Source organism: Salinilacihabitans rarus (genome assembly GCF_024296665.1).
GTDB lineage: Archaea > Halobacteriota > Halobacteria > Halobacteriales > Natrialbaceae > Salinilacihabitans > Salinilacihabitans rarus.
This window is the reverse complement of record NZ_CP100762.1, coordinates 3,201,439-3,224,521: the sequence shown is the minus strand read 5'-3', so window position 1 is coordinate 3,224,521 and position 23,083 is coordinate 3,201,439. Positions and strand designations below refer to the sequence as shown.

General features: G+C 69.1%; 18 protein-coding genes and 1 pseudogene. 11 read left to right on the top strand and 8 right to left on the bottom strand.

Going from position 1 to position 23,083, the window contains the following annotated elements:
- Complete coding sequence (locus NKG98_RS16985; RefSeq protein WP_254767319.1) at nt 1-2,523, bottom strand: DNA topoisomerase I; 2,523 nt, start codon at nt 2,521-2,523, stop codon at nt 1-3.
- Nucleotides 2,524-2,728: 205 nt separating this feature from the next.
- Here NKG98_RS16985 and NKG98_RS16980 point away from each other — a divergent pair, with 205 nt between their 5' ends.
- Complete coding sequence (locus NKG98_RS16980; protein ID WP_254767318.1) at nt 2,729-2,998, top strand: YgaP family membrane protein; 270 nt, start codon at nt 2,729-2,731, stop codon at nt 2,996-2,998.
- 120 nt (nt 2,999-3,118) lie between these two features.
- Nucleotides 3,119-4,591, top strand: a complete 1,473-nt coding sequence (locus NKG98_RS16975) for an MATE family efflux transporter (RefSeq protein ID WP_254769490.1) — start codon at nt 3,119-3,121, stop codon at nt 4,589-4,591.
- A gap of 170 nt (nt 4,592-4,761) precedes the next feature.
- On the opposite strand, the gene gatB is transcribed toward NKG98_RS16975, so the two are convergent.
- Both gatB and NKG98_RS16965 read right to left on the bottom strand, forming a co-directional pair.
- Complete coding sequence (gene gatB, locus NKG98_RS16970; RefSeq protein WP_254767317.1) at nt 4,762-6,246, bottom strand: Asp-tRNA(Asn)/Glu-tRNA(Gln) amidotransferase subunit GatB; 1,485 nt, start codon at nt 6,244-6,246, stop codon at nt 4,762-4,764.
- A 77-nt stretch (nt 6,247-6,323) separates the two neighbouring features.
- A complete protein-coding gene (locus NKG98_RS16965; RefSeq protein ID WP_254767316.1) occupies nt 6,324-7,463 on the bottom strand; it encodes a helix-turn-helix transcriptional regulator in 1,140 nt (379 codons plus the stop codon).
- Between the two features lie 172 nt (nt 7,464-7,635).
- Here NKG98_RS16965 and NKG98_RS16960 point away from each other — a divergent pair, with 172 nt between their 5' ends.
- Entirely contained in the window at nt 7,636-9,249 is a 1,614-nt protein-coding gene (locus NKG98_RS16960; protein WP_254767315.1) for a DUF7096 domain-containing protein, read from the top strand.
- Nucleotides 9,233-9,982 (top strand): DUF4897 domain-containing protein, encoded by a 750-nt coding sequence (locus NKG98_RS16955; protein WP_254767314.1) that lies wholly within the window; start codon nt 9,233-9,235, stop codon nt 9,980-9,982. Before NKG98_RS16960 ends, NKG98_RS16955 begins: the two co-directional genes overlap by 17 nt.
- A gap of 443 nt (nt 9,983-10,425) precedes the next feature.
- Here the strand turns inward: NKG98_RS16955 and NKG98_RS16950 are convergent, their stop codons facing one another.
- A complete protein-coding gene (locus NKG98_RS16950; RefSeq protein ID WP_254767313.1) occupies nt 10,426-11,538 on the bottom strand; it encodes a lipid II:glycine glycyltransferase FemX in 1,113 nt (370 codons plus the stop codon).
- A 343-nt stretch (nt 11,539-11,881) separates the two neighbouring features.
- On the opposite strand from NKG98_RS16950, the gene NKG98_RS16945 reads away from it, so the two are divergent.
- From NKG98_RS16945 to NKG98_RS16925, 5 genes are all read left to right on the top strand, one after another.
- Nucleotides 11,882-12,202, top strand: a complete 321-nt coding sequence (locus NKG98_RS16945; protein WP_254767312.1) for a DUF7518 family protein — start codon at nt 11,882-11,884, stop codon at nt 12,200-12,202.
- A 66-nt stretch (nt 12,203-12,268) separates the two neighbouring features.
- Nucleotides 12,269-15,844, top strand: a complete 3,576-nt coding sequence (smc, locus tag NKG98_RS16940; protein WP_254767311.1) for a chromosome segregation protein SMC — start codon at nt 12,269-12,271, stop codon at nt 15,842-15,844.
- Entirely contained in the window at nt 15,837-16,850 is a 1,014-nt protein-coding gene (locus NKG98_RS16935; protein ID WP_254767310.1) for a segregation and condensation protein A, read from the top strand. The genes smc and NKG98_RS16935 overlap by 8 nt, the downstream gene beginning before the upstream one ends.
- Before the next feature lie 90 nt (nt 16,851-16,940).
- Nucleotides 16,941-17,441 (top strand): DUF8108 domain-containing protein, encoded by a 501-nt coding sequence (locus tag NKG98_RS16930; RefSeq protein WP_254767309.1) that lies wholly within the window; start codon nt 16,941-16,943, stop codon nt 17,439-17,441.
- Complete coding sequence (locus tag NKG98_RS16925) at nt 17,438-17,914, top strand: DUF8108 domain-containing protein (protein WP_254767308.1); 477 nt, start codon at nt 17,438-17,440, stop codon at nt 17,912-17,914. Before NKG98_RS16930 ends, NKG98_RS16925 begins: the two co-directional genes overlap by 4 nt.
- A gap of 5 nt (nt 17,915-17,919) precedes the next feature.
- Here the strand turns inward: NKG98_RS16925 and NKG98_RS16920 are convergent, their stop codons facing one another.
- Together NKG98_RS16920 and mtnP are read right to left on the bottom strand one after the other, a co-directional pair.
- The gene (locus NKG98_RS16920; RefSeq protein ID WP_254767307.1) at nt 17,920-18,093 is read right to left on the bottom strand and encodes a hypothetical protein; all 174 of its coding nucleotides are present in this window, start codon (nt 18,091-18,093) and stop codon (nt 17,920-17,922) included.
- Between the two features lie 137 nt (nt 18,094-18,230).
- Nucleotides 18,231-19,085, bottom strand: a complete 855-nt coding sequence (mtnP, locus tag NKG98_RS16915) for an S-methyl-5'-thioadenosine phosphorylase (protein ID WP_254767306.1) — start codon at nt 19,083-19,085, stop codon at nt 18,231-18,233.
- Between the two features lie 142 nt (nt 19,086-19,227).
- Here mtnP and NKG98_RS16910 point away from each other — a divergent pair, with 142 nt between their 5' ends.
- Together NKG98_RS16910 and NKG98_RS16905 are read left to right on the top strand one after the other, a co-directional pair.
- A complete protein-coding gene (locus NKG98_RS16910) occupies nt 19,228-20,742 on the top strand; it encodes an MATE family efflux transporter (protein ID WP_254767305.1) in 1,515 nt (504 codons plus the stop codon).
- Between the two features lie 100 nt (nt 20,743-20,842).
- Nucleotides 20,843-22,048, top strand: a complete 1,206-nt coding sequence (locus tag NKG98_RS16905; RefSeq protein ID WP_254767304.1) for a sensor histidine kinase — start codon at nt 20,843-20,845, stop codon at nt 22,046-22,048.
- Nucleotide 22,049: 1 nt separating this feature from the next.
- Here NKG98_RS16905 and NKG98_RS16900 read toward each other — a convergent pair.
- A pseudogene (locus NKG98_RS16900) lies at nt 22,050-22,280 on the bottom strand (HD domain-containing protein); the annotation flags it as partial.
- A 79-nt stretch (nt 22,281-22,359) separates the two neighbouring features.
- The gene (locus NKG98_RS16895; RefSeq protein WP_254767302.1) at nt 22,360-23,055 is read right to left on the bottom strand and encodes a phosphoribosyltransferase; all 696 of its coding nucleotides are present in this window, start codon (nt 23,053-23,055) and stop codon (nt 22,360-22,362) included.
- Nucleotides 23,056-23,083 lie beyond the last annotated feature (28 nt).

Here is a 23,083-nt window from a genome sequence, read left to right as displayed (position 1 = left end):
TCAGGCGTTGGCCTGCCAGCTCCGGACGCGGTCGGCGCTGATCCCGTCGACGTCGGCGGCGACCGTCTCGGGATCGGCGTCGGTCAGATCATCGATACTCTCGATGCCGACCGCCGCCAGCTTCTCGGCGGTCTTCGCGCCGATGCCGTCGAGGCTCTCGAGGTCCGACCCCGACTCGCTCTCGCGGGCCTGAAACTCCCGGTAGTTGCAGATCGGACAGCCCAGTTCCCACGGCTCGTCGCCGCTGTGGACGACGAGTTCGGGCAGGTCGTGTTCCTCACAGCGCTCGTCGGTGACCTCGATCTCGCCGCGACGGGGCAGGGGCAGCGAGTACTCGCAGTCGGGGTAGCGCGTACAGCCGACGAGCCGCGAGCCGCTCCGGAGGGTCTTGATCGCGAGTTCGCCGCCTTCGTCGACTGTGTCACCGTCTCGTGACGTCTCCGACGTTGCGCTCTCCCCACACTCCGGACAGTCGCCGAGGATCGGCCCCTCGCCGGCCTCCTCGGCCTTGCAGAGCGGACAGCCGTGGACGAACGTGTTGCGGCCGGCGAGCATCTTCACCTCGTTGAGACCGTGCTCCTCGCACTCGCGGTCCATGATCAGCGGCTTGCCCGTCGAGGGCAGCGGCAGCGTGTACTCGCAGTCGGGGTAGCCGTCGCAGCCGACGAAGTACGAGCCGTAGCGGCTACGCCGGACGAGCAGGTCCTCGCCGCACTCGGGGCAGGGGCCGAGGCGCTTGTCTTCCTTGAGCGACTTCCGCAGGTGGTCGCCGATCTCCTCGCGCGAGTCGGCCAGTTCCTCGAAGATCGTCTCCAGCATCTCCCGGGACTCGTCGGTGACGTCCTCGAGGGTCGCCTCGCCGCCCGCGATGGCGCTCATGTCGGCTTCGAGCTGAGCGGTCATCTCCTCGCTGACGACGCGGTCGGCGTAGTTCTCGGCGGCCTCGACGACCGCCATCGCGAGCCGGGTGGGCCGCGGCGGGTCGCCCTCGACGTAGCCGCGGTCGTAGAGCTTCTGGAGGGTCTCGTGGCGGGTCGCCTTCGTCCCGATGCCCATCTTCTCCATGGTCTCGATGAGCCGCGACTGGCCGTACCGGCGGGGCGGCTGGGTCTCCTTCTCCTCGATCTCGGCGTCGGTGATCGCCAGTTCCTCGCCCTCCTCGACGGCCGGGACGTAGTTCTCGGAGGTGTTGTAGTAGGGGTAGACCTCGTGGTAGCCCGCCTCGAGCAGGCGCTTGCCGTTGGCCTTCAGCCGCTCGCCGTCGACCTCGGAGACGACCTTGAGGTGCTCCCAGACGGCCGCCTCCGCGACGGTGGCGTAGAAACGCCGAACGACGAGTTCGTACACCGTCCACTCGTCCTCGTCGACGTCGTTGCCCCGGACGGGAATCTCGCCCGTCGGGTGGATCGGCGGGTGGTCGGTCGTCTCCTCGTCGCCCTCCGTGGGAACGATCTCCTCGGCCTCCAGCAGCGACTCGGCGGACTCGCCGAGCGTCGGGTGGCCGACGAACTCGTCGAGCAGGTCCTCGGGCTCTAGGTCGTCGGGGTAGACCGTGTTGTCCGTTCGCGGGTAGGTGATGTAACCGGCGGTGTAGAGGTCCTCGGCGATCGACATCGCCCGCGAGGCCGAGAAGCCGACGGCGCTTGCCGCGCGGATGAACTGCGTCGTGTTGAACGGCGCCGGCGGCGCGTCGGTGCGCGTCCGGCGGTTGACGTCGACGACCGTCGCCGCCGACGCCGACGAGAGCGTCTCGTAGACCGCCTCGGCGGCGTCTCCGTCCCAGACGCGCTCGGCCTCGTTGTCGTCCCCGTCGCGGTAGAAGTACTGGGACTCGAAGGACTCGCCTTCCTTGACGAGGTCGGCGAACAGTTCCCAGTAGGTCTCGGGCTCGAACGCCTCGATCTCGTGTTCGCGGTCGACGATCAGCTTCAGCGTCGGCGACTGGACCCGGCCGACGGAGATGAAGTCCTCGCCGAGTTGCCCCGCCGACAGCGAGAGAAAGCGCGTGAGCGCCGCCCCCCACATCAGGTCGATGATCTGGCGGGCCTCGCCGGCGGCCGCGAGGTCGAAGTCGAGGTCCTCGGGTTCGGCGAAGGCGTTTTGGACCTCGTTCTCCGTGATCGAGGAGAAGCGCACCCGCCGGATGGGGGCGTCCTCGTTGACGTCCCGGACGATCTCGTAGGCCTCCTTGCCGATGAGTTCGCCCTCGCGGTCGTAGTCGGTCGCGATGGTGACCGCGTCGGCCTGCCGCGCGAGGATCCGCAGCGTCGCGACGATGTTCTCCTTCGTCGGCGTCTTCTCGATCTCGGCGTCGATCAGTTCGACCGGCTCGACGTCCCGCCAGTCGGAGTACTCCGGCGGGAAGTCGACGCCGACGACGTGGCCCGACAGCCCCACGCACCGCTTGCCGCCCCACTCGTAGACGTTGACGCCGTTCTCCCGGCTGGCGTCCATCGACCCGCCGCTGAGGATGTCCGTGATCCGCCGCGCGGCGTTGTCCTTCTCCGTGATTATCAGCTCCACGGCGGGTCACCTCGCGCTCCTCGAGCCTCGGTCATCGTCGCCGGCTACGGCCGAGGGTCGGATAACGTTTTCGCACGAAATCACACGACAGCGCGGGTGTGCGCGGCGTGCGCGTCGCGCTCGCGAGGCGGCCGTCGCGGCGGCGAGGTTATCTCCCGCGGCGGCGTACCCCCCTCACGCGTCTCTCGGACGCGGAGTGATACCCGTGAAGAAGAACGTCGGTGGATTCGACCGGACCTGGCGCCTCGTCGTCGGGCCGGTCCTGATCGTCGTCGGAGTAGCGGCCCTCGCCGGGGTCGTCGCCATTGGAACCGTCCCCGCCGCAGTCGCGCTCGTCGCGGGTGCCGTCGTCCTCGCGACGGGCCTCCTGCGGACGTGCGTCCTCAGCCGGCTGCTGGGAATCGACACCTACCGCGGCGCGGCCGACGAGTCGTCCGACCCGGTAGACGAGGTCTCGGCGCGGCGGCCGAGCTAGGGGTTCTGGTCCGGGAACCGCCGCGCGGCCCCCGGCAACCCCGGACGGGAGGGAGAGCTCTTTTGGGGCCGCCCCGCGACGATCCCACGAGTGGCCGACGCCGAGCGCAAGCGGGTCGACATGACGACGGGAGCGATCCCGCCGAACCTCCTCCGGCTAGCGTGGCCGCTGGTGCTCGGTAACCTGCTGCAGACGGTCTACAACCTCGCCGACATGTTCTGGGTCGGCCGGGTGAGCGCCGAGGCCGTCGCCGCCGTCTCGCTGATGTTCCCGCTGTCGTGGATGTTCGTCTCGACGGCGATGGGGATCACCGCCGCGACCATCGCGCTCGTCTCCCAGCACGTCGGCGCCGGCGAGGACCGCGCGGCCGACAACGTCGTCGCCCAGACGATCCTGCTCACGCTCGTCGTCTCGGGTGCCCTCGCCGCGCTCGGCCTCGCCTTCCGCCACGAACTGCTGGCGCTGATCGGCGCCCGCGGGGAGGTGTTCGTCGAGGCGTTGGCTTACGTCGAGGTCATCTTCCTCGCGCTGCCGTTCACGTTCCTCTTTTTCGCCTTTCGCGCCGCCCTGCAGGGCGCCGGCGACACCAAGACCGCGATGTGGCTGATGGTGCTCTCGGCCGGGCTGAACGTCGTCCTCGACCCGTTTCTCATCCTCGGGTGGGGGCTCTCGATCCCGTACGTCGGGACGTTCTTCTTCCCCGAGATGGGCACCCGCGGGGCCGGCGTCGCGACGTTCGTCTCCCGCGGGTTCGCTACGGCCGCGGGGATCTACGTCCTGCTCCGGGGCGGGTTCGGCGTGAAACTGCACGTCGGCGACCTCGACCCCGACCCGCCGGTGTTGCACAGCCTCGTCGGCGTCGGCTACCCCGCGACGCTCGACGGCTGGGCGCGCAGTTTCGCCGCCGTCGTGATGGCCGGCTTCGTCGCCCGCTTCGGCCCGGCGGCCACGGCCGCCTACGGCATCGGCGTCCGCCTGATGTCGGTGACGTGGTCGGTCTCGGGCGCCGTCGGCCAGGCGACCGCGACCGGCGTCGGCCAGAACCTCGGCGCCGGGACGCCCGACCGCGCGCGGACGGTCACCCACGTCGCCACCGGCGGCACCATGCTGGCACTCGCCGCGGCCGCCGCCCTCGTCGTCGCGTTCCCCGCCACGGCGATCGGCGTCTTCGTCGACGACGCCGCGGTGATCGCCGAGGGGATCGGTTTCCTGCGGATCATCGCGCCGTCGTGGGCGTTCTTCGGCGGCGTGATGGTGATTCAGGGGGCGTTCCGGGGCGCCGGCGTCACGAAGGTCGCGATGGTCCTGTCCGTTCTCTCGCGGTGGATCTTCAGGGTGCCGACGGCGCTGGTCCTCGCGTTCGCGTGGACCGCCACGCTCCCGGTCGTCGGCCCCGTCTCCGCGCTCGACTGGGGCGTCACCGGTATCTGGTGGGCGTTCGCCGTCGGCGCCTACGCCACGTTCGTCGTCGCGGCGGTCTGGTTCCGCGCCGGCGACTGGGAGGAGGGCGTGATCGAGGAAGAGCGGGCGCCGGGCCCGCCGGACGTCCCGGCCGCGGAGGCGGGGAGCGAGTCGGAGACGGTCGACGACTGATCGACCCGCCGCTCAGTCGCCGGAGTCGCTCGCCCGGCCGTCGTCGCCCGACTCCCGGCCCGCCTCCAGCAGGTCGCCGCGTGGTCGAACCCCGTCACCCGCTCGGCGGCGACCTCGCGCGCTCGGCTGGCGGCCGATCTGCCGAAAAGTAACCCGCTCGCGTCCGACGCCTACGACTCCAGTTCCGCCCGGAGCAACTGGTTCACGTCGCCCGGATCGGCGCTGCCGCCGGTCTTTTGCATCACCTGACCGACGAGGAAGTTGATCGCGCCGTCCTCGCCGGCCTCGACGTCGGCGACGGCGTCGGGGTTCTCCTCGATGGCCTCGCGGACGGCCGCCTCGACCTCGTCCGCGCCGGTCTTGCCGAGGCCCTCGCGCTCGACGATCGTATCGGGGTCGTCGCCGTCGTCGAGCATCCCCCGCAGGACGACCTCCCTCGCGTTCTTGGCCGTGATCTCGTCGTCGGCGACGAGTTCGACCAGCCGGGTCACCTCGTCGAGGCGACCTTCGAGGTCCGTGATCGCCATGTCGCGGTAGTTGAGTTCGCCCAGCAGTTCGTCGGCGACCCACGTCGCCGCGAGGTCGGGGTCGAACGCGCTGGCGACGTCCTCGTAGAAGTCCGCCACCTGCTTGGTGGAGGTGAGCTTCGAGGCGGCCTCCTCGCTCAGGCCGTACTCCTCGCTGAAGCGCTCGCGGCGGGCCCGCGGCAGTTCCGGGATCTCGATCTCCTCCTTCCAGCCGGAGACGCGCAGCGGCGGGAGGTCGGCCTCCTCGAAGTAGCGATAGTCCTTCTCGGCTTCCTTCGAGCGCATCGAGACGGTGACCCCCTTGGCCTCGTCCCAGTGGCGAGTCTCCTGTTCGACCGCGCGGCCGCGCTGGACGGCGTTTCGCTGGCGGGTCTCCTCGTAGGCCAGCGCCTTCTCCGCGCCCTTGTGGCTCGAGATGTTCTTGACCTCGGTGCGGTTGGCCGCCGCCAGCGCCTCGGAGCCGATCTCGCCGTCGTCGCCCACTTCGTCGGCGTCGATGATCGAGAGGTTGGCGTCGACGCGCAGGCTGCCGTCCCGGGAGGCGTCGAAGACGCCGAGATACTCGAGTACCTCCTCGAGTTCGGCGAGGAACGCCCGCACCTCCGACGGCGAGCGGAAGTCCGGCGCGGTGACGACCTCCATCAGCGGGACGCCGGCGCGGTTGTAGTCGACGAGCGTGTAGTCGGCGGCGTCGATGCCGCCGCCGACGTGCTGGAGGCTCCCCGGGTCCTCCTCCAGATGGGCGCGCTCGATCGTCACCGTGTGTCGCTCGCCCTCGACGGAGATCTCGAGTTCGCCGTCGCGACAGATCGGCTCGTCGTACTGGGTGATCTGGAAGTTCTTCGGCAGGTCGGGGTAGTAGTAGTTCTTCCGGTGGAAGCGGGTCTCCTCGGGAATGTCGGCGTCGATCGCCTTGCCGACTTTCACCGCGGCCTCGACGGCCGCCTCGTTGAGCACGGGCAGGGAGCCGGGCAGCCCGAGACAGACCGGACAGACGTTGACGTTGGGCTCCTCGGCCGGCTCGGTCGGACAGCCACAGAAGATCTTGGTGTTCGTCTCCAGCTGGACGTGGACCTCGAGGCCGATGACGGTGACGAGGTCGCCCCGCTGGGCGGTTTGCGCGGTCATTGCGCCCCGGTTCGGCTTCGGCGGGGTAAAGCGTAACGGGATGGGGCGGCCCGCCGATCGACGGCTCGGCGGTCGGGTCAGTCGTCCCCCTCGCAGAGGTCGATGACGTTCTCGCGACCGACTCGAAGCTTCTCGACGGTGCCCTCGTCTGCCATCCTGGAGACGACTCGAGACGTCTTCGAGGCGGACCACTCGAGTTCCTCGGCGATAGTCGCCTGTCGCATTCGGCCGCCGTTGCGTTCGAGCAGCGCCAGAACCCGGTCGTCGTCGGTCGCGAGGTCGGGCGACGGCGCCCGCCCGATCGGTTCGCTCGGCTGCCCGGCGTCGCCCGCCGCCTCGTCGTCGTCGTCGGCGTCGGCGTCGGCGTCGGCGGATTCGGACGCCAACTCGGGTGACGAGAGCCGAGACGCGACCGGGGCGACGACGCCACGCTGCCGCGCGAAGGAGACGCCGACGGCCACTATCACGACGGCCAAGACGAGGCCGACGGGGACGGCCCCGCCATCGACGATCGCGGACCCGACCGGACCGAGGCCGAAACCGTCCGAACCGTCGCTCGCTTCTGTGGGCTCGAAGCGGGCGGTCGGTTGCCGGGCGGCGAAGTTGTCCGGGCCGATCCAGACTGCCGTCGTGCCGTCGACCTCGTCCGGCGACGGCGAGACCGACGTCGCCACGTACCCCTGGGGCGGCACGAGTTGGAGGCTGTCGTCGTCGTCGAGGTAGAACCCGCCCTCGAACACGTCGCCGACGACGACGGCCTCTCCGTCGACGGCGGCGAAGTTCGTCCAGGTGAACGAGTAGGTGACGACGCCCCACCGTCTCGGGACCTCCTGGATCGACGTCCGCACGCGGAACTCCGTTGCGGTCATGTTCCGCCCGGTCGCGTCCGCCGCGTTCGAGACGACGCCGGTCATGCGCCGTTCGAACCGATCGGCGTACGCCTCCCGGTCGGCACGGAATCGCTCCTGGAAGGCCTCGTAGTCGGCGACGTCGGCGTCGTCCTCGAGTCGCGTTCGGACCGTCACCGACCAGCGGGCCGACCCGTCGGCCGCGACCTCGATTCGTGTGACGGTCGTGTCAGCCGTGGGTACGTCCTCGACCGCAGCCCGGGTGGTCCCGTCCGAAGCGGGAGCAGCGGAGGTCCCGACGGGAGCGAGCGAGAGGACGGCCGCCACGACGAGAACGACCACGACGACTCGATCAGTCGTGACTCTCACGCTCACGTGACAGTTTCGAGAGGGGCAGTATAAGCGTGCTGACCGACCGCTTGCAAACCGCTGCAATCCGGCACAAACGTCCGACGGAGACGGGGAAGTCGTGCAACTCGACGGAAATCGCGACAACGGTGACGACGGTTTATGTCGGTCCCGGAGAGAGACCGGATCGACGATGAGACGATCAATCCTACTCGTCGCGATGGCCGCGTTGCTCTGTACGAGCATGGTCGGCCCGGCGGTCGTCGCCGGGGCGTCGACTGACGATCGACAGGGCGACGATGGCGTCGACGTCACCGCCGGCGCGCAGTTGTCGACGGTCGTCACCGCCACGAGCGACGAAGTTCGTACCGAATTCGAGAACACCGCGTTCGACGAACGGATGGAACGCGGCAACGAGAGCGCCCGTGCGGCGGCGATCGCGGACCGCGCGGCGGCTCTCGAGAACCGCTCGGCGGCGCTTCGGGCGGAGTACGAGGCCGCCACGGAGGCCTACCGGAACGGCGAACTCGACAAGTCGGCGTACGCCAAGCGGCTCGCGTCGCTGAACGCCCGCGCACAGGGCATCGTGAAGAGTTACGACCGACTCGAGGAACGAGCCGCGGAGGTCGACGACTACGAACTCGCCGCGGCCGGCGTGAACGAGACGGCGCTGGCCGACGAGAAAGCGTCGGCGACGCAACTGACGGGCGCTGGGTCCGGGGCGCTCCTCCGGCAGTTCACCGGCGAGGAACGCGGCGAAGTCGAGGTCGAAGTCGACGACGGCGTGTCGATCGAGGTCGAAAGCGAGGACGGCGAGCGAAGCCGCGAGTTCGAGCGGCCACACGACGGCAACGGGACGCTGGCGATCAGCCAGTCGGACGCGCTCGCCGTCGCCGAGGACGCCCTCTCGGATGCGAACGGAACCTGGATCGTCGAGGAGGGGGAGACCGACGACGGACTCTACGAGTTCGAGTTCGTCCTCACGGGTTCCGAGGTCGGCGAAGCCGAAGTGAGCGTCGACGGCGAGAGCGGAACCGTCGTCGCCCTCGAGGAAGAGATCGCTGCGCGTGACGACGACGAGGACGACGACGAAGGTGACGACGAGGACGACGACGAAGATGACGACGAGGACGACGACGAAGATGACGACGAGGACGGCGAAGACGGCGATACGCGGCTGGTCGTCCTCGTCGACGAGGGGACGCCGAACCCGGGCGAACAGGTGACGCTCGTCGTGCTCGCCGACGGACGGCCGGCACCCGGCGCGACCGTCACGGTCGACGACCAGTCGGTCGGCGAAACGAACGACGACGGCACGATCACCGTCGCTCTGCCCAGCGGAGACGTCGACGTCGAAGCCGAGTACGGCGACGCCGACGCCGAACTCGAATTCGACGTCGACGACGAGCGCGAGAACGACTCGCGGTTCGGGGCGAACGCGACGGTCGAAAACGGAACCGTGACGATCGCCGTGACGTTCGACGGGGAGCCCGTCTCGGGTGCCACGGTGACCACGGACGGCTGGAACGGCACCACCGACGAGAGCGGTACGGCGTCGTTCCCGTTCGAGCTTTCCGACGGCGAGGACGAACTCGAGATCGAGGTCGTCAGCGGCGAACTCGAGACCGAACTCGAACTAGGCCCCGACGGAGAGGTGATCGAAGACGGCGACGAGGACGGCGAGGACGGCGAGGACGACGAAGACGGCGAAGACGAAGAAGACGGCGAGGACGACGAGACCGAAGTCGAATCGGAATCCGACGGTGATGAGACGGACGACGAAGACGACGATGAATCGGCGGACTGACCGGGCTCGGCGAACCGATTCGCCGTCGCTCGTTCCGCGAACGCTGACCGCCGCGCTCGTCGCGGTCGTCCTGCTCGGGAGCGTGATCGGCGGCGTCGGCGCTCGCGCGGCGACCACGGACGACGCGTCACAGCCGACGGACTCCGCGTTCGTGGTCGATCTCGAAGCCGACGGCGACGCGACGACCTCCGTCACCGTCGGCTTCGACCTCGAATCCGAGACCGACCGGGACGCCTTCGAGTCACTCCGAGAGAACGAGACGAAACGGGAGCGACTCGAAAACCGAACCGAACGCCGATTGCGAGCCGTCGCGGCGGAAGCGACCGAGGAGACGGACCGCGAGATGACGCTCGAAGACGCCGACGTCTCGTTCGAGGTCGACGAGGCGAACGAGCGCGGTATCGTCACCGTTTCGGCGACCTGGCGTTCCCTCGCGGCGGTCGAGGGCGATCGGTTGACCCTCGGCGAGCCGTTCGCCACCGGGTTCGCGCCCGACCGAACCGTCGTCGTGCACCTCCCGGAGGGGTATGCGCTCGAGAGCGCGACACCGGCGCCGACCGACCGAGACGATCGGCGCCTCGTCTGGAACTCGAGTACCTCGCTCGAGGGGTACGAAGCCGTCGTCACGCCGGCGGAGACGAGCGGCGTGGAGCCCCAGCCGGGATTCGGAATCGCGACAGCGATCGCTGCGATCGCGATCGTCGGAACGGCGCTCGGTAGACGGCGCCACTGACCTGATTGGCGGTTCGTCCTTTTTGCCGTACGTTCGACTGCCGACGCGGAGGTGGTGCGGACCGGGACGGCCGTCGTCGCTGAACGAGTCGTCAGCCGTGTGGCCGCGATCACGCCTGACTTCCGGAATCGTCGGCCCATCTTCGAGGGGGAGTTCGTCGGCAAAACGTCGTCTTGAAACGGGTGGAGCGACGCTAACATGCCACGCCGGCAATAGAAGACCGAAAGTCGACGATCGACTGCGTCGATACCCGCCGTCGGTGCGGCGTTACCTTCTCAGTACGGCGATTCGCCGGTCGAAAACTGGCTCGAGTGTTTGTGCTCGACGACGTCGACAGCGCCTCACTGGACCATCACGGAGGTCGACGAGCAACGCGAGATCGTACTGGGTGCCGCTCGTCCCGATCGTCTACCGGTCGGAACCGCGTCGACCCCGACTCGGGCTCACTTCGAGTGTCGCCAGTAGAGCGAGCGGCCGGCGTCGAGCAGGTTCCACACCCGACTGCAGTCGCGCTCCCAGTAGACGTTGGGGACCAGTCGGCCGCCGAAGCTCTCCTTGAACCGGAACACGCCGCTCTCGAAGTCCGCCTCCGAGCCGCCGAAGTCGTACGTCTCGTAGCCGCGGTCGATCCCCCACCGGATCACGTGGTCGTACAGGAGTTCCGAGGCGTGGTACTCGTAGTACTCCTCGGGGACGGCGGCGAAGAAGCCGTGCACCGACGACTGTTCCTCGTCGAGCAGTTCGAGGAAGCCGCCCGCGTACTCCCCCTCGATCCGGATCGTGAGCAACAGGAGCCGCGACTCCATCCCCAGCAGCGCCTCGAAGAACGAGAGCGGGTAGGTCTCGCCCCCGACGCGCTCCATGTGGCGCTCGTACACCCGGTGGAACCGCGCGAGGTTCTCGGGCGTGACCGCCTCCTCGACGATTTCGTACTCGTTTTCCGTTCCCCGCCGGATGCCCTTCCGTCGCGTCCTGCTCATCCCGTCGCGGATCGCCTCGTAGCCCCGGGTGAGGTCGATCACGAACCGACAGCCGAGACGGGCCGGCCGGTACCCCCGCGAGCGGAGGTGGTCGCCGTACCGGAGGTAGTCCGCGTTGGACGCACGGATCTCGTGGACGACCGTCCTGCCGGTACAGAGGTCGGGGACGGCGTCGGTCAGCAGCGAGAGCGTCTCCGCCACGTCGGTCGTCGCCAGCGGCCCGCCGAACCCGGGGTAGATCGACGTCAGCCGCCGCACCGGCACCGTCGGCAGGTCGACGACGAAGTTCGGGAAGACGCCGATCGGGTTCCCGTCTTTCCTGACCACGAGGTGGTTCGGCGCGTACCCCAGCGCGGTCTCGATCGCGTCGAGCCACTCGTAGCGGTGGAAGACGGTCCCGCGCGGGGAGGCGTCGACGACGGCGTTCCAGCGCTCGCGCTCGATCGCTTGGATCGTCTCGAGGACGGCGACCTCGTGGCCCGACTCGGTCGTCGCCAGCGTTCGACTCGTCTCGCGTGGGTCCGTCGTCGCGTCCGGGCCGTCCGAGCGCGGGAGGCGCGCGGGTTCTCGAGCCATCGTACCCGTGTCCACGCCGGACGCCCAGTTTAGTCATTACCGAGTGAACTCAGGCGTCGAAGAAGCTCAGAAACGTAGTACGTCGATACTCGCCGTGACGGTCCCGCGCGGACGACAGTCGTCAGAACCGAACCGTCGTCGACCGGTGTCGGCGACGGCGGGCGACCGCAACTCGCCTCCGACTCCCCCGGCCCGCCGTACGCGCCGCTTTCGCGAGTAACGTTCTCGATACGGTGACGGTCCCGGCACGGGCCGAAGCCACACGCCCCGGAGAACTGTACGTGACAGAGAACGTATATCTGTCTGACGTACGTTTAAGTGACGAGACGGGGCCCTAGTAGGTATGTCGAAAAATCGCGTCGAACGACTCGAGTCCACCGTAGCGGAACTGGAGTCGACGGTCGAAGGGCTGACCGAGGAACTCGTCGAGGCGAAAGAGCGCATTCGCGTCCTCGAGGCGGCGCTCGACGCCGAGACGCCGACGCGGGTCCCCGAGCGGCGGGCGGGCGAGGCCGACGAGGCCGACGAGGCCGACGAGGTGGCCGAGTCGCTGGAGGCCGAACCGGACGACGTGGCGGAGGCGACGGCCGAAGCTCATAAAGGCGACGAGCGCCACGAGGAGGACGAAGAAGAGTCAGGCGTCGACGACATTATCGTCGCCTAACCGCCGCGGACCGCCGCGACGGCTGCGATCCGTCGACCGACGCTGCACGGAGGGCCCGCAACGAAGATGCACATCAAGTCGCTCGTCCTGGACAACTTCAAGAGCTTCGGCCGCAAGACGAAGATCCCGTTCTACGAGGATTTCACCGTCGTCACGGGGCCGAACGGCTCGGGCAAATCGAACATCATCGACGCCGTGCTGTTCGCGCTGGGGCTCGCCCGGACCCGCGGGATCCGCGCGGAGAAGCTGACCGACCTCATCTACAACCCCGGTCACGAAGACGGCGACGCGACCGCCGGCCCCCGGGAGGCGAGCGTCGAGGTCGTCCTCGACAACGCCGACGGGACGCTCTCGCGGGGACAGGTGGTCAACGCCGCCGGCAGCGAGGACGTCGGCGACGTCGACGAGATCCGCATCCGCCGGCGGATCAAGCGCACCGAGGACAACTACTACTCCTACTACTACCTCAACGACCGCTCGGTCAACCTCTCGGACATCCAGGACCTGCTCGCGCAGGCCGGCGTCACCCCCGAGGGGTACAACGTCGTCATGCAGGGCGACGTCACCGAGATCATCAACATGACCCCGGGCTCCCGGCGGGGCATCGTCGACGAGATCGCCGGCGTCGCGGAGTTCGACGACAAGAAGGAAGACGCCTTCGAGGAACTCGAAGTCGTCCAGGAGCGCATCGACGAGGCCACGCTGCGCATCGAGGAGAAACGCGAGCGTCTCGACCAGTTAGCGGACGAGCGGCGGACGGCGATGCGTTACCGCCGGCTCCGCCGGGAGAAAGAGGAGTACGAGGGGTTCCTGAAGGCGAGCGAACTCAAGGACAAACGCGACGAACTCGCCCGCGTCGAGGGGAACGTCGACTCGCTGGAGGGCGAACTCGCGGAGCTTCAGCGCGAACTCGACGAGCGCCAGGGGAAGGTACTCCGGCTCGAAGAGGACCTCGAGGACCTGAACGCCGAGATCGAACGCAAAGGCGAGGACGAACAGCTCCGGATCAAAAGCGAGATCGAGGAGGTCAAAGGCGAGATTTCGCGGCTCGAAGACCGCATCGAGGCGACCGAGGAGCGCATCGAGGAGGCCGAGTCGAACCGCCGGGAGGCGTTCGTCGCGATCGACCGCAAGCAAGAGCGCGTCGAGGAACTCGCCGACGAGATGCGCGAACTCAAACTCGAGAAGGCCTCCGTGAAAACCGAGGTCCAGGAGCGCGAGGCGAAACGCGAGGAGCTCGAACGCGAGATCGAGGCGGTCGACACCGAGTACGACGAGGTGAAAGCCGAACTGCAGGATCGCAAGGCGGCCCTCGAAGAGGCCAAGACCGAACGCAACGACCTCCAGCGCGAGCAGGACCGCCTGCTCGACGAGGCCCGCCGCCGGTCGAACGAGGCCAGCGAGACCGAGGACGCGATCGAGGAGAAACGCGCCGAACTGCCGGAGATCGAGAACGAGCGGGCCGATCTGGAGCGCGAACGCCGCAAGGCCGAGGCGAACCGCGAGAACATCGCCGCGGTCGTCGAGGACCTCACCGAGGAGAAGCGGCGGCTGCAGGCCGACCTCGAGGACGTCGAGGACGAACTCCAGGCGAAACAACAGGAGTACGCCGAACTCGAGGCGAAGGCGGGCGAGAGCGGCGACTCCTCGTTCGGCCGGGCGGTGACGACGATCCTGAACTCGGGGATCGACGGCGTCCACGGCGCGGTCGCCCAGCTGGGCAGCGTCCCCGGCGAGTACGCCGTCGCCTGCGAGACGGCCGCCGGCGGCCGGCTGGCGAACGTCGTCGTCGACGACGACGTGATCGGCCAGCAGTGCATCGAGTACCTGAAATCGCGCAACGCCGGCCGGGCGACGTTCCTCCCGCTCACGGAGATGCGCGAGCGGGGGCTGCCGTCGGCGCCGTCCGATCCGGGCGTCGTCGGTTTCGCCTACGACCTCGTCGAGTTCGACGCGGAGTACGCCGGCGTCTTCTCGTACGTCCTCGGGGACACCCTCGTCGTCGAGGACATCGAGACCGCCCGGGCGTACATGGGCGACTACCGGATGGTCACGCTGGACGGCGACCTCGTCGAGAAGTCCGGCGCGATGACCGGCGGCTCCCGGACGGGGTCGCGGTACTCCTTCTCCGGGGGCGGGGAGGGCCAACTGGAGCGTGTCGCCACGCGGATCACCGAGCTACAGGACGAGCGGGAGTCGATCCGCGAGGACCTCCGCGGCGTCGAGGAGCGCCTCGACGACGCCCGCGACCGCCGGACGGCGGCCGCCGACGAGGTGCGCTCGATCGAGACCGAGATCGAGAAACTCGACGACAGACGCGAGCGGATCGAAGGCGATATCGAGGGGCTCGAAGCCGACCTGGCGGAACTCGAGGCCGAACGCGAGGACGTCGACGAGCGGATGACCGAGATCTCCGCGGAGATCGAGGAAAAGACCGAGGAGATAGAGGGGATCGAGGCCGACATCGCCGACCTCGAGGCCGAACTCGCCGACTCGAAGATCCCGGAGCTGACCGCGCGCATCGAGGACCTCGACGACGAGATCGACGAGCGCGAGGAGCGCATCGACGAACTCGACGCGAAGCTGAACGAACTCGGCCTCGAGAAGCAGTACGCCGAGGAGGCGATCGAGGAGCTCCACGACGACATCGAGACGGCCCAGAACCGCACGGCCGAGTACGAGGAGCGCATCGAGGAGTACGAGGAGGCCATCGAAGACCACCGCGGGGCGCTCGCGGAGAAACGCGAGGCCGTCGAGGAACTCGAAGCGGAGCTGACGGAGCTGAAAGACGAGCGCGCCGACCTCAAGGAGGAACTCGGGGAGGCGCGTACGGCCCGCGACCAGCAGGCCGACCGGGTCAACGGCGTCGAGAGCAAACTCGAGTCGGCCCGCGAGCGCGCGGAGGCCCTGGAGTGGGAGATCGAGTCACTCGAAGCGGAGGTCGGCGAGTACGACCCCGAGGACGTGCCCGACCACGACACGGTCGTCGAGATGGTCGAGTTACTCGAAGCCGACATGGAGGCCCTGGAACCGGTGAACATGCTCGCGATCGACGAGTACGACGAGGTCCGCGCCGACCTCGAGGAACTCGAAGAGGGGAAGGCGACGCTCGTCGAGGAGGCCGACGGCATCCGCGAGCGGATCGAACGCTACGAGACCCAGAAGAAGGAGACGTTCATGGCCGCCTACGAGGAGATCGACGAGCAGTTCACCGAAATCTTCGAGAAGCTTTCGGAGGGGACCGGCAGCCTCCACCTCGAGAACGAGGACGATCCGTTCGACGGCGGGCTGACGATGAAGGCCCAGCCGGGTGACAAGCCCATCCAGCGCCTCGACGCGATGTCCGGCGGCGAGAAGTCGCTGACCGCGCTCGCCTTCATCTTCGCCATCCAGCGGTACAACCCGGCGCCGTTCTACGCGCTCGACGAGGTCGACGCCTTCCTCGACGCGGTCAACGCCGAGCGCGTCGGCGAGATGGTCGACGAACTCGCCGGCGACGCCCAGTTCGTCGTCGTCTCACACCGGTCGGCGATGCTCGACCGCTCCGAGCGGGCGATCGGCGTGACGATGCAACAGGACAACGTCTCGGCGGTGACGGGCATCGACCTGAGCGACGGGGCGGAGGTGCCGGCGGATGACTAGCGAGGAAAGCGAGCCGCGACGTGCCCCGGGGGACGCGAGCGGGGAGCGAAGCGACCCGCGAGACGGCGACGACGGCGACGACGTCCCGCTGCAGATCGCCGGCCACGAGGACCGCGAGCGGCCGGGGGCCGAGTCCGGGACGTTCGCGTTCGTCGGCGACGACCCGGAAGACGACGACCCGGAAGACGACGACTCGGAAGTCGACGAGGAGGTCGAACCCGTCGAACTGCTCGTCCAGTTGGCGAAAGACGGCGAGATCGACCCGTGGGACATCGACGTCGTGCGGGTCACCGACAAGTTCCTCGCGGCACTCGACGAGACGGACCTGCGTACGTCGGGGCGGGCGCTGTTCTACGCGAGCGTCCTCCTGCGGATGAAAAGCGACGAACTGTTCACCCCCGACGAACCCGAGGAGGAGGCGGAACTGCCGCCGTGGGAGGCGCCGTTCGTCGACGACGGCGCGGCCGACGACGCCGGCCCGGGGTCGGGGTTCGACCCGGTCGAGAACCTCGAAGCGGAGATGGAGCGCCGCCTCGAACGCAAGCACGCCCGCGGGAAGCCCGAGACGCTGGACGAACTCGTCCACGAACTCCGCGATGCCGAACGCAACTCGTGGTGGAAGAAGTCCCGCAGCTACGACACGAGCGACTCCCCGCACGGCTACGGCCGGGGGATGCAGGAACTCAGCTACCACTCCGGCGACGACCTCCGCGTCGACGACGAACCGACGGCCGACGACGTCACCCACACCGCCCACGAGGAGGACATCGAGGCCGTCATCGACGACGTCGACGGCGAACTCGAACGCCACTACGAGAACGGCCGCGAGGAGGTGCTGTACGCCGAGATCGAGGGTATCGGCGGCTCGCGGGTGATGACGTACCTGGCGCTGCTGTTTCTCGCCCACCGCGGCCGCGTGGTCCTCGAACAGGACGAACTGTTCGGCGACCTCTGGGTCCGGCGGGCGACCGTCGAGGCGGACCCGGAGGAGGCGCTGGCGGACTGAGCGGCCGGCGCCGCGGGTGCCACGGCCCCCGAGGCGACGGGCCGGCGAGCACCGAAAGGATATAGCCCGCCCCCTCGAACTGTACGACCGATGACGAGACCAGAGGACGTCGCCTTCCGCGTCCGCGCGGCGACGTTCGCCGTCCTCCGGATCGCGCTCGCGTTCGCCCTCCTCGTCGGCCTGCTCGTCGCGCCGGCGCTCGCGCTGGGGCCCGGGTGGGGGGTCCCCCTCGGAATGCTCCTCGCGGCGATCGCCGCGGTCGCGACGGCGACGGGCCGGACCCTGCCGCTGTACCCGGCCGACGCCTTCGGCGTCGAGCACCGCGTCGACGAGGACACCTTCGACGGTCCCCGGAAGCACTGCACGGAGTGTGGGAAGCGGACGACGCAGGGGCTCAGGCGACGGTACGCCCGCCAGTTCGTCGTCCTCGGCGTCCCGCTGTACACGCTGGAGTGGGGCGTCAACGACTACTGCCTCGACTGCGCCCGCCCGGGCGGCGGGCCGGGCGTCGACCCGCGGTCCGCGAACGGACGCGTGTTCGAATCCGACGAGAGCGCCGCCAGGGAACTCGACCGGGCGCTGGACCGATGAGCGGGCGCCCGCGCAGTCTCGACCGGCGGCTTCGTCGCGTCGCCGACAGGGTCGGCTTCGCGCTGCTGTGGGGGTGGATCCTGAGTTCGCTGTTCTTCGCCCCGACGCTGCTCGGCTACTGGTGGGTCGGCGCGCTCGCGTTCGTCGCGGGCCTGCTGGTCTGCTGGCAGGCCGCGGCGGCGTCGACCCACCCGGTGTACGTGATCGGGACCCGACGCGAGGTCGACCGGGCGCGGATCGCGGACCCCGGTCGCACCTGCGACGAGTGCGGGCGGTCCGCCGAGGGCGGCGAGTACCGCCGCTACGCGAAGCGACGCGTCCTGTTCGGGACGACCGTCGCCGTCCCCGAGTGGGGCGAGAACGCGTACTGTCCGGCCTGTCTCGACGGGGAGAGCGACGGTCGGCGGCACGCGGCGGACGAGAGCGAGGGTGACGCGACCCTCGTCACCGACCGCTCCCGACCGGGGCCGTGACGGCGTCACTCCTCGTCGAGGTCCGCCTCGAGGAGTTGCAACTCGGGGGTCTCGCACGGACAGAAGGTCGACCCGCCGAGCGACCGGAGCCGACCGTCCGGGAGGACGCGCACGGCGCCGATCGTACCGCAGTTGTCGCATCTGGCCGCACCCGGCCGTGTCCCGTCGCCCGTCGTCATACCGGTGGACCGATGGACCACCGCCGCGGGCAAAAACCCCCTGTGCCGTCCGCGCGGGCCCGCCGCTCGGGCGTCGGTCGGCTCGCCGCGTGACCGGGGCGGGGAGCGACGCCCGCTCTCGCGTCCCGCGACGCCGCTCACTCCAGGTACTCGCCGGCCAGCAACTCGACGCGCTCGCGGGTCTCCTCGGGAATCGCCTCCGCGGGGGTGTTGATCGTCCCTTCGAGGGCCGACCACGCCTCGCTCTCGAAGTCCGCGGGCATGGTGCGGACGGCGTGTTCGATCACGTCGTTGATCGCCTCCTGGTTGGCCGCGGCGTTCTCGAGGACCTCCTCCAGGGTGACCTCGCTGTCCGCCTTCCAGACGTCGTAGTCGGTGACGCCGGCGACCGTCGCGTAGCTCAGTTCGGCCTCGCGGGCGAGTTTCGCCTCGGGAATCGCGGTCATGCCGACGATATCCCAGCCCTGCGAGCGGTAGAACTCGCTCTCGGCGCGCGTGGAGTACTGGGGTCCCTCGATGCAGACGTAGGTGCCGCGCTCCTCGACGTCGGCGTCGGCCGCCTCGCGGGCCGACGCGGCGAGGTGGGAGACCATGGCCGGACAGTAGGGGTCGGCAAAGCCCATGTGGACGACCATCCCGTCGCCGAAGAAGGTGGGCTGGCGGTGTTTGGTCCGGTCGAAGATCTGATCGGGGATCACGAGCGTCCGCGGGGGCAGGTCCTCGCGCAGACTGCCGACGGCGTTCGTGGCGATGACGCGGTCGACGCCGACGGACTTCAGCGCGTAGATGTTCGCCCGGTAGGAGGCGTCGGTGGGCGGGTGCTGGTGGTCCTCGCCGTGTCGGGGGAGAAACGCCACCTCGCGGCCGGCGAGTTCGCCGAGCGTGATCGCCTCGCTGGGATCGCCGTAGGGTGTCGAGACCGTCTCCTTTCTGGTGTTCTCCAGCGGCAGTGCCTCGTAGATTCCGCTTCCGCCGATGACGCCGATTGTCATGTCGTCGTCTCGCGCCGGAGGCGACGTAAACGGTGCGGGTTCGGTCGGTGCCGTGTAACTGAATCGATCGTGACAGTTCCCGTGTGGAGTGATATCACCCACTACGAGCGTTCAAGTAGCTGGGGGACTATTTCGGTTCGTAATGCCTTCCGCGGGGGACGCGGGCGAGGCCGACCTCACGGAGGGGGACCTCGTCCGCCCGATGTTCAGGCTGGCGTGGCCGCTCGTGGTCATCCAGCTGCTGCAGGTCGCCTACAACGTCGGCGACACGTTCTGGCTGGGTGCGCTCTCGCCGGACGCCGTCGGCGCGCTGAGCCTCGCGTTTCCGCTGATCTTCTTTCTGATCTCGATCGGCGGCGGCTTCACGGCCGCGGGCGCCATCCTCGTCGCCCAGCACACCGGCGCCGACAGCGGCGAGGGCGGGCTGATCGCCGGCCAGACGCTCTCGTTTATCTCGCTGGTCGCGGTCGCGCTCGGGCTGGTCGGCTTCCTCGTCACGGGCTTGATGCTCGACCTGCTGCCGGCGGACCCCGAGACGGCTGCCCGGATCGTGCCGCTGGCGGCCGACTACATGCGGGTGTTCTTCCTCGGGATGCCGTTCCTGTTTGGCTTCTTCGTCTTCGTCTCGCTGATGCGCGGCTACGGCACCACCCGCGCGCCGATGCGCGTGATGGCGGTGAGCGTCGCGGTCAACGTCCTGATCGACCCGATCCTCATCTTCGGCTTCGCCGACAACCCGCTGTTCGGCTGGCTCGGCCTCGACGCGCTGACGGCGGCGCTGTACGCCGTCACCGGGTTCGGGGGCTACGGCGTCGAGGGGGCGGCGATCGCCACCGTCTTCTCGCGGGCGGTTGCGACGGTCATCGGACTCTACGTCCTGTTCTACACGGACGCCGGCCCCGTGATCGAGGTCGACCACCTCGTGCCCCGGTTCGAGTACGTCTCGAAGATCGTTCGCCTCGGCGTGCCGACGGCGATAGAGCAGTCGATGAGTTCGCTGGCGATGATCACGCTGACGGCGATGGTCTCGACGTTCCCGCCCGCGGTCGTCGCCGCCTACGGGCTTGGCAACCGACTCATCTCGCTGGCGTTTCTCCCGGCGATGGGGATGGGACAGGCGACCGACACGATCGTCGGCCAGAACTTAGGCGCCGGCGAACCCGACCGCGCCGAGCGGGCGACGTGGCTCGCCTCGGGAACGATCGCGGCGATCATGCTCGGCGGCGCGCTGATCGCGTTCGCGTTCCCCGAACCGATCGTCGGCGTCTTCCTCACCGCCGAGACCGAGGGCCGCGCCGCGACGCTCGCCCACGGGAGTACCTACCTCCGGTTCGCCGCGGCCATGTTCGTCTTCATGGGGGTCCTGCAGGTACTCCTCGGCGCGTTCCGTGGCGCGGGCAACACGAAGACGGCGCTGGCGTTCTCGGTCGTGACCCTCTGGGTCGCCCGCGTGCCGGCGACCTACCTGCTCGTGTTCGTCGCCGGCTGGGCGACGACCGGCATCTGGCTCGGCGTCGTCGTCGGCGACGTCGTCGGCGCAATCGCGGCCACGGCCTGGTTCACCCGCGGCACGTGGAAGGGGTCGATCGTCGACGAGGAGCCCGAGGAGCCCGAGGAGCCCGAACCGACGGCTCCCGCGGCGTCCGTCGACGACTGAGCGGCCCGCCCCCGGCGGCGTCGGGCCGTCGACACGTCAGAACGGCCCTCGTCGGCCCGGACCGAGGAGTTGATACTCCGATACCGCGTACCGGCGGAGGATGTTCCGTTGGCCCCACCTCATCGCCGCGCTGGGGCTCCTGTCGATCACAATCGCGGTGGGCCAGACGGCGCGCGGACTCGCCGACGAGGGGCTGGCCCTCCGGGTCGCCCTCGACCTCGTGTTGATCGGCGGCCCGGGGCTCGCGCTGGTGTACATCGGGCGGTGGTTACCCGACAGCGACATCGACACCGACCTCCACGCGCGCATCGTGGCGTGGGGGGTCGGCGGCGTCGCCGTGATGTTCGCCGTCATCGTCCTCAGGGTGCTCCACCCGGGCGTGAGCGTCGACTTCGCGCTCGGGACGATCGAGGTCTCGCTCGCTACCGGCTCCGTCGCCGGCCTGCTGGTCGGCGTCCACGAGGCCCGGGCGACCACGCACGCGCGGCGACTCGAACGGCAGAACGAGACGCTGAAGCGGGCCCACGAGGTCGAGCGGCGAAACGAGGAACTGCGACGGACGCAGGCGCAACTCGAAGCCGCGGTGACCCAGCTAGAGCGCTCGAACGAGCGCCTCGAACAGTTCGCCTACGCCGCCAGCCACGACCTGCAAGAGCCCCTGCGGATGGTGTCGAGCTACCTCCAGTTGCTCGACCGGCGGTACGGGGACGAACTGGACGCCGACGGCCGGGAGTTTCTCGGGTACGCCGTCGACGGCGCCGACCGCATGCGCGCGACCGTCGAGGGCCTGCTCGCGTACTCCCGCGTGGAGACGCAGGGCGAGCCGTTCGAGTCGGTCGACCTCGACGGCGTGCTCGCGGAGGCGCTCGCGGACCTGCGGGTGAAGATCGGGGAGACCGGCGCCGAGGTCGTCGCCGCTCCCCTCCCCACCGTCGAGGGCGACGCGGGTCAGCTACGGCAGGTGTTCCAGAACCTCGTGGGCAACGCGCTCGAATACGCCGACGGGCCGCCGCGGGTACACGTCTCGGCCGAGCGCGCGGGGGCGCGGTGGCTGATCGCGGTGCGCGACGGGGGGATCGGCATCGCCCCCGACGAGCAAGAGCGCATCTTCGGCCTCTTCCAGCGCCTCCACGCGGCCGACGAGCACGAGGGCTCGGGGATCGGCCTCGCGATGTGCAAACGCATCGTCGAACGCCACGGCGGCGAGATCCGCGTCGACTCCGTCCCCGGCGAGGGCGCGATGTTCTCCTTTACGATCCCCGACGGTCCGGGACCGTTCCCGTTCCCGGCGCCCACCAGCGGGTAGGTCAGCGGTCGCGATCCCCGTCGCGGTCGCGTTTGGCCGCCTCGTACCGTTCGCGGGCGTCCTCGAACAGTTCGCGGCCGACGTCGGTCCGGACCCGGGGCCCGGCGGTCGCGAAGAACTCGTCGAGGTCGTCGTAGGCCGCGAAGTGCTCGTCGGCCGCGGGGTCGTACCGCTCCCCGCGCTCGTAGCGGACCGCCTGCAGGCACGTGTCGACGAGGTCCACCTCGTGGACGTTCATCGTCGGACGTCACGCTGGTCGGGAGGAGAATCTTGCGCGAACTACTATCCGGCACGCGCTCGCGGCGGCGTCCTCACTCGGCGAGGGTCCACTCGCCGGAGGCGGCCCGCTCGACGACGTCGCGGCGCTCCATCTCGGTGAGCACCTCGGGGAGGCGGTTGGGCTGGGCGATCTCCATCTCGATGCGCTCGATCTGGTGGTACTCGTTGAGGTAGTATCGGACGTCGTCGGCGGTGAACGTCTCCGCGTCGGCTTTCTCCATGACGCCCGCGATCAGGTCGACCATGTCCTCGATGAAGTTCCACGGGTAGACGACCCAGGTCCAGTCTTCGAGGCGTTCGCCGATGTAGTCGGGTTCGAACTCGCTCGTCTGGAGCAACTGGAGGGTCGCGGTGCGCACCTCGCCCGCGTCGCGGTCGGTCACGTACTCGTGGGCGCGCTCGATCGAGCCGCCGGTGTCGGCGATGTCGTCGATGATGAGGACGTCCTTTCCCTCGACGCTCCCCTCGGGCATCGGGTAGCGGACCGTCGGCTCGCCGGACTTCGCGGCGGTGCCGACGTAGTGTTCCATCTTCAGACTCGTCAGGTCGTCCAGTCCGAGGAAGTCACAGAGACACCGGCCCGCGAACCACCCGCCCCGCGCCAGGGCGACGACGACGTCCGGTTCGAACGCGTCGCGTCTGACCTCGCCGCTGACGTCCCGGCACAGGCTGTAGATGTATTCCCAGTTGGTGATCGTACACTTGAAATCGTCCGGGAGTTCGGACATGGTCTGGTCTCCACCTAGTGGGGTTCGA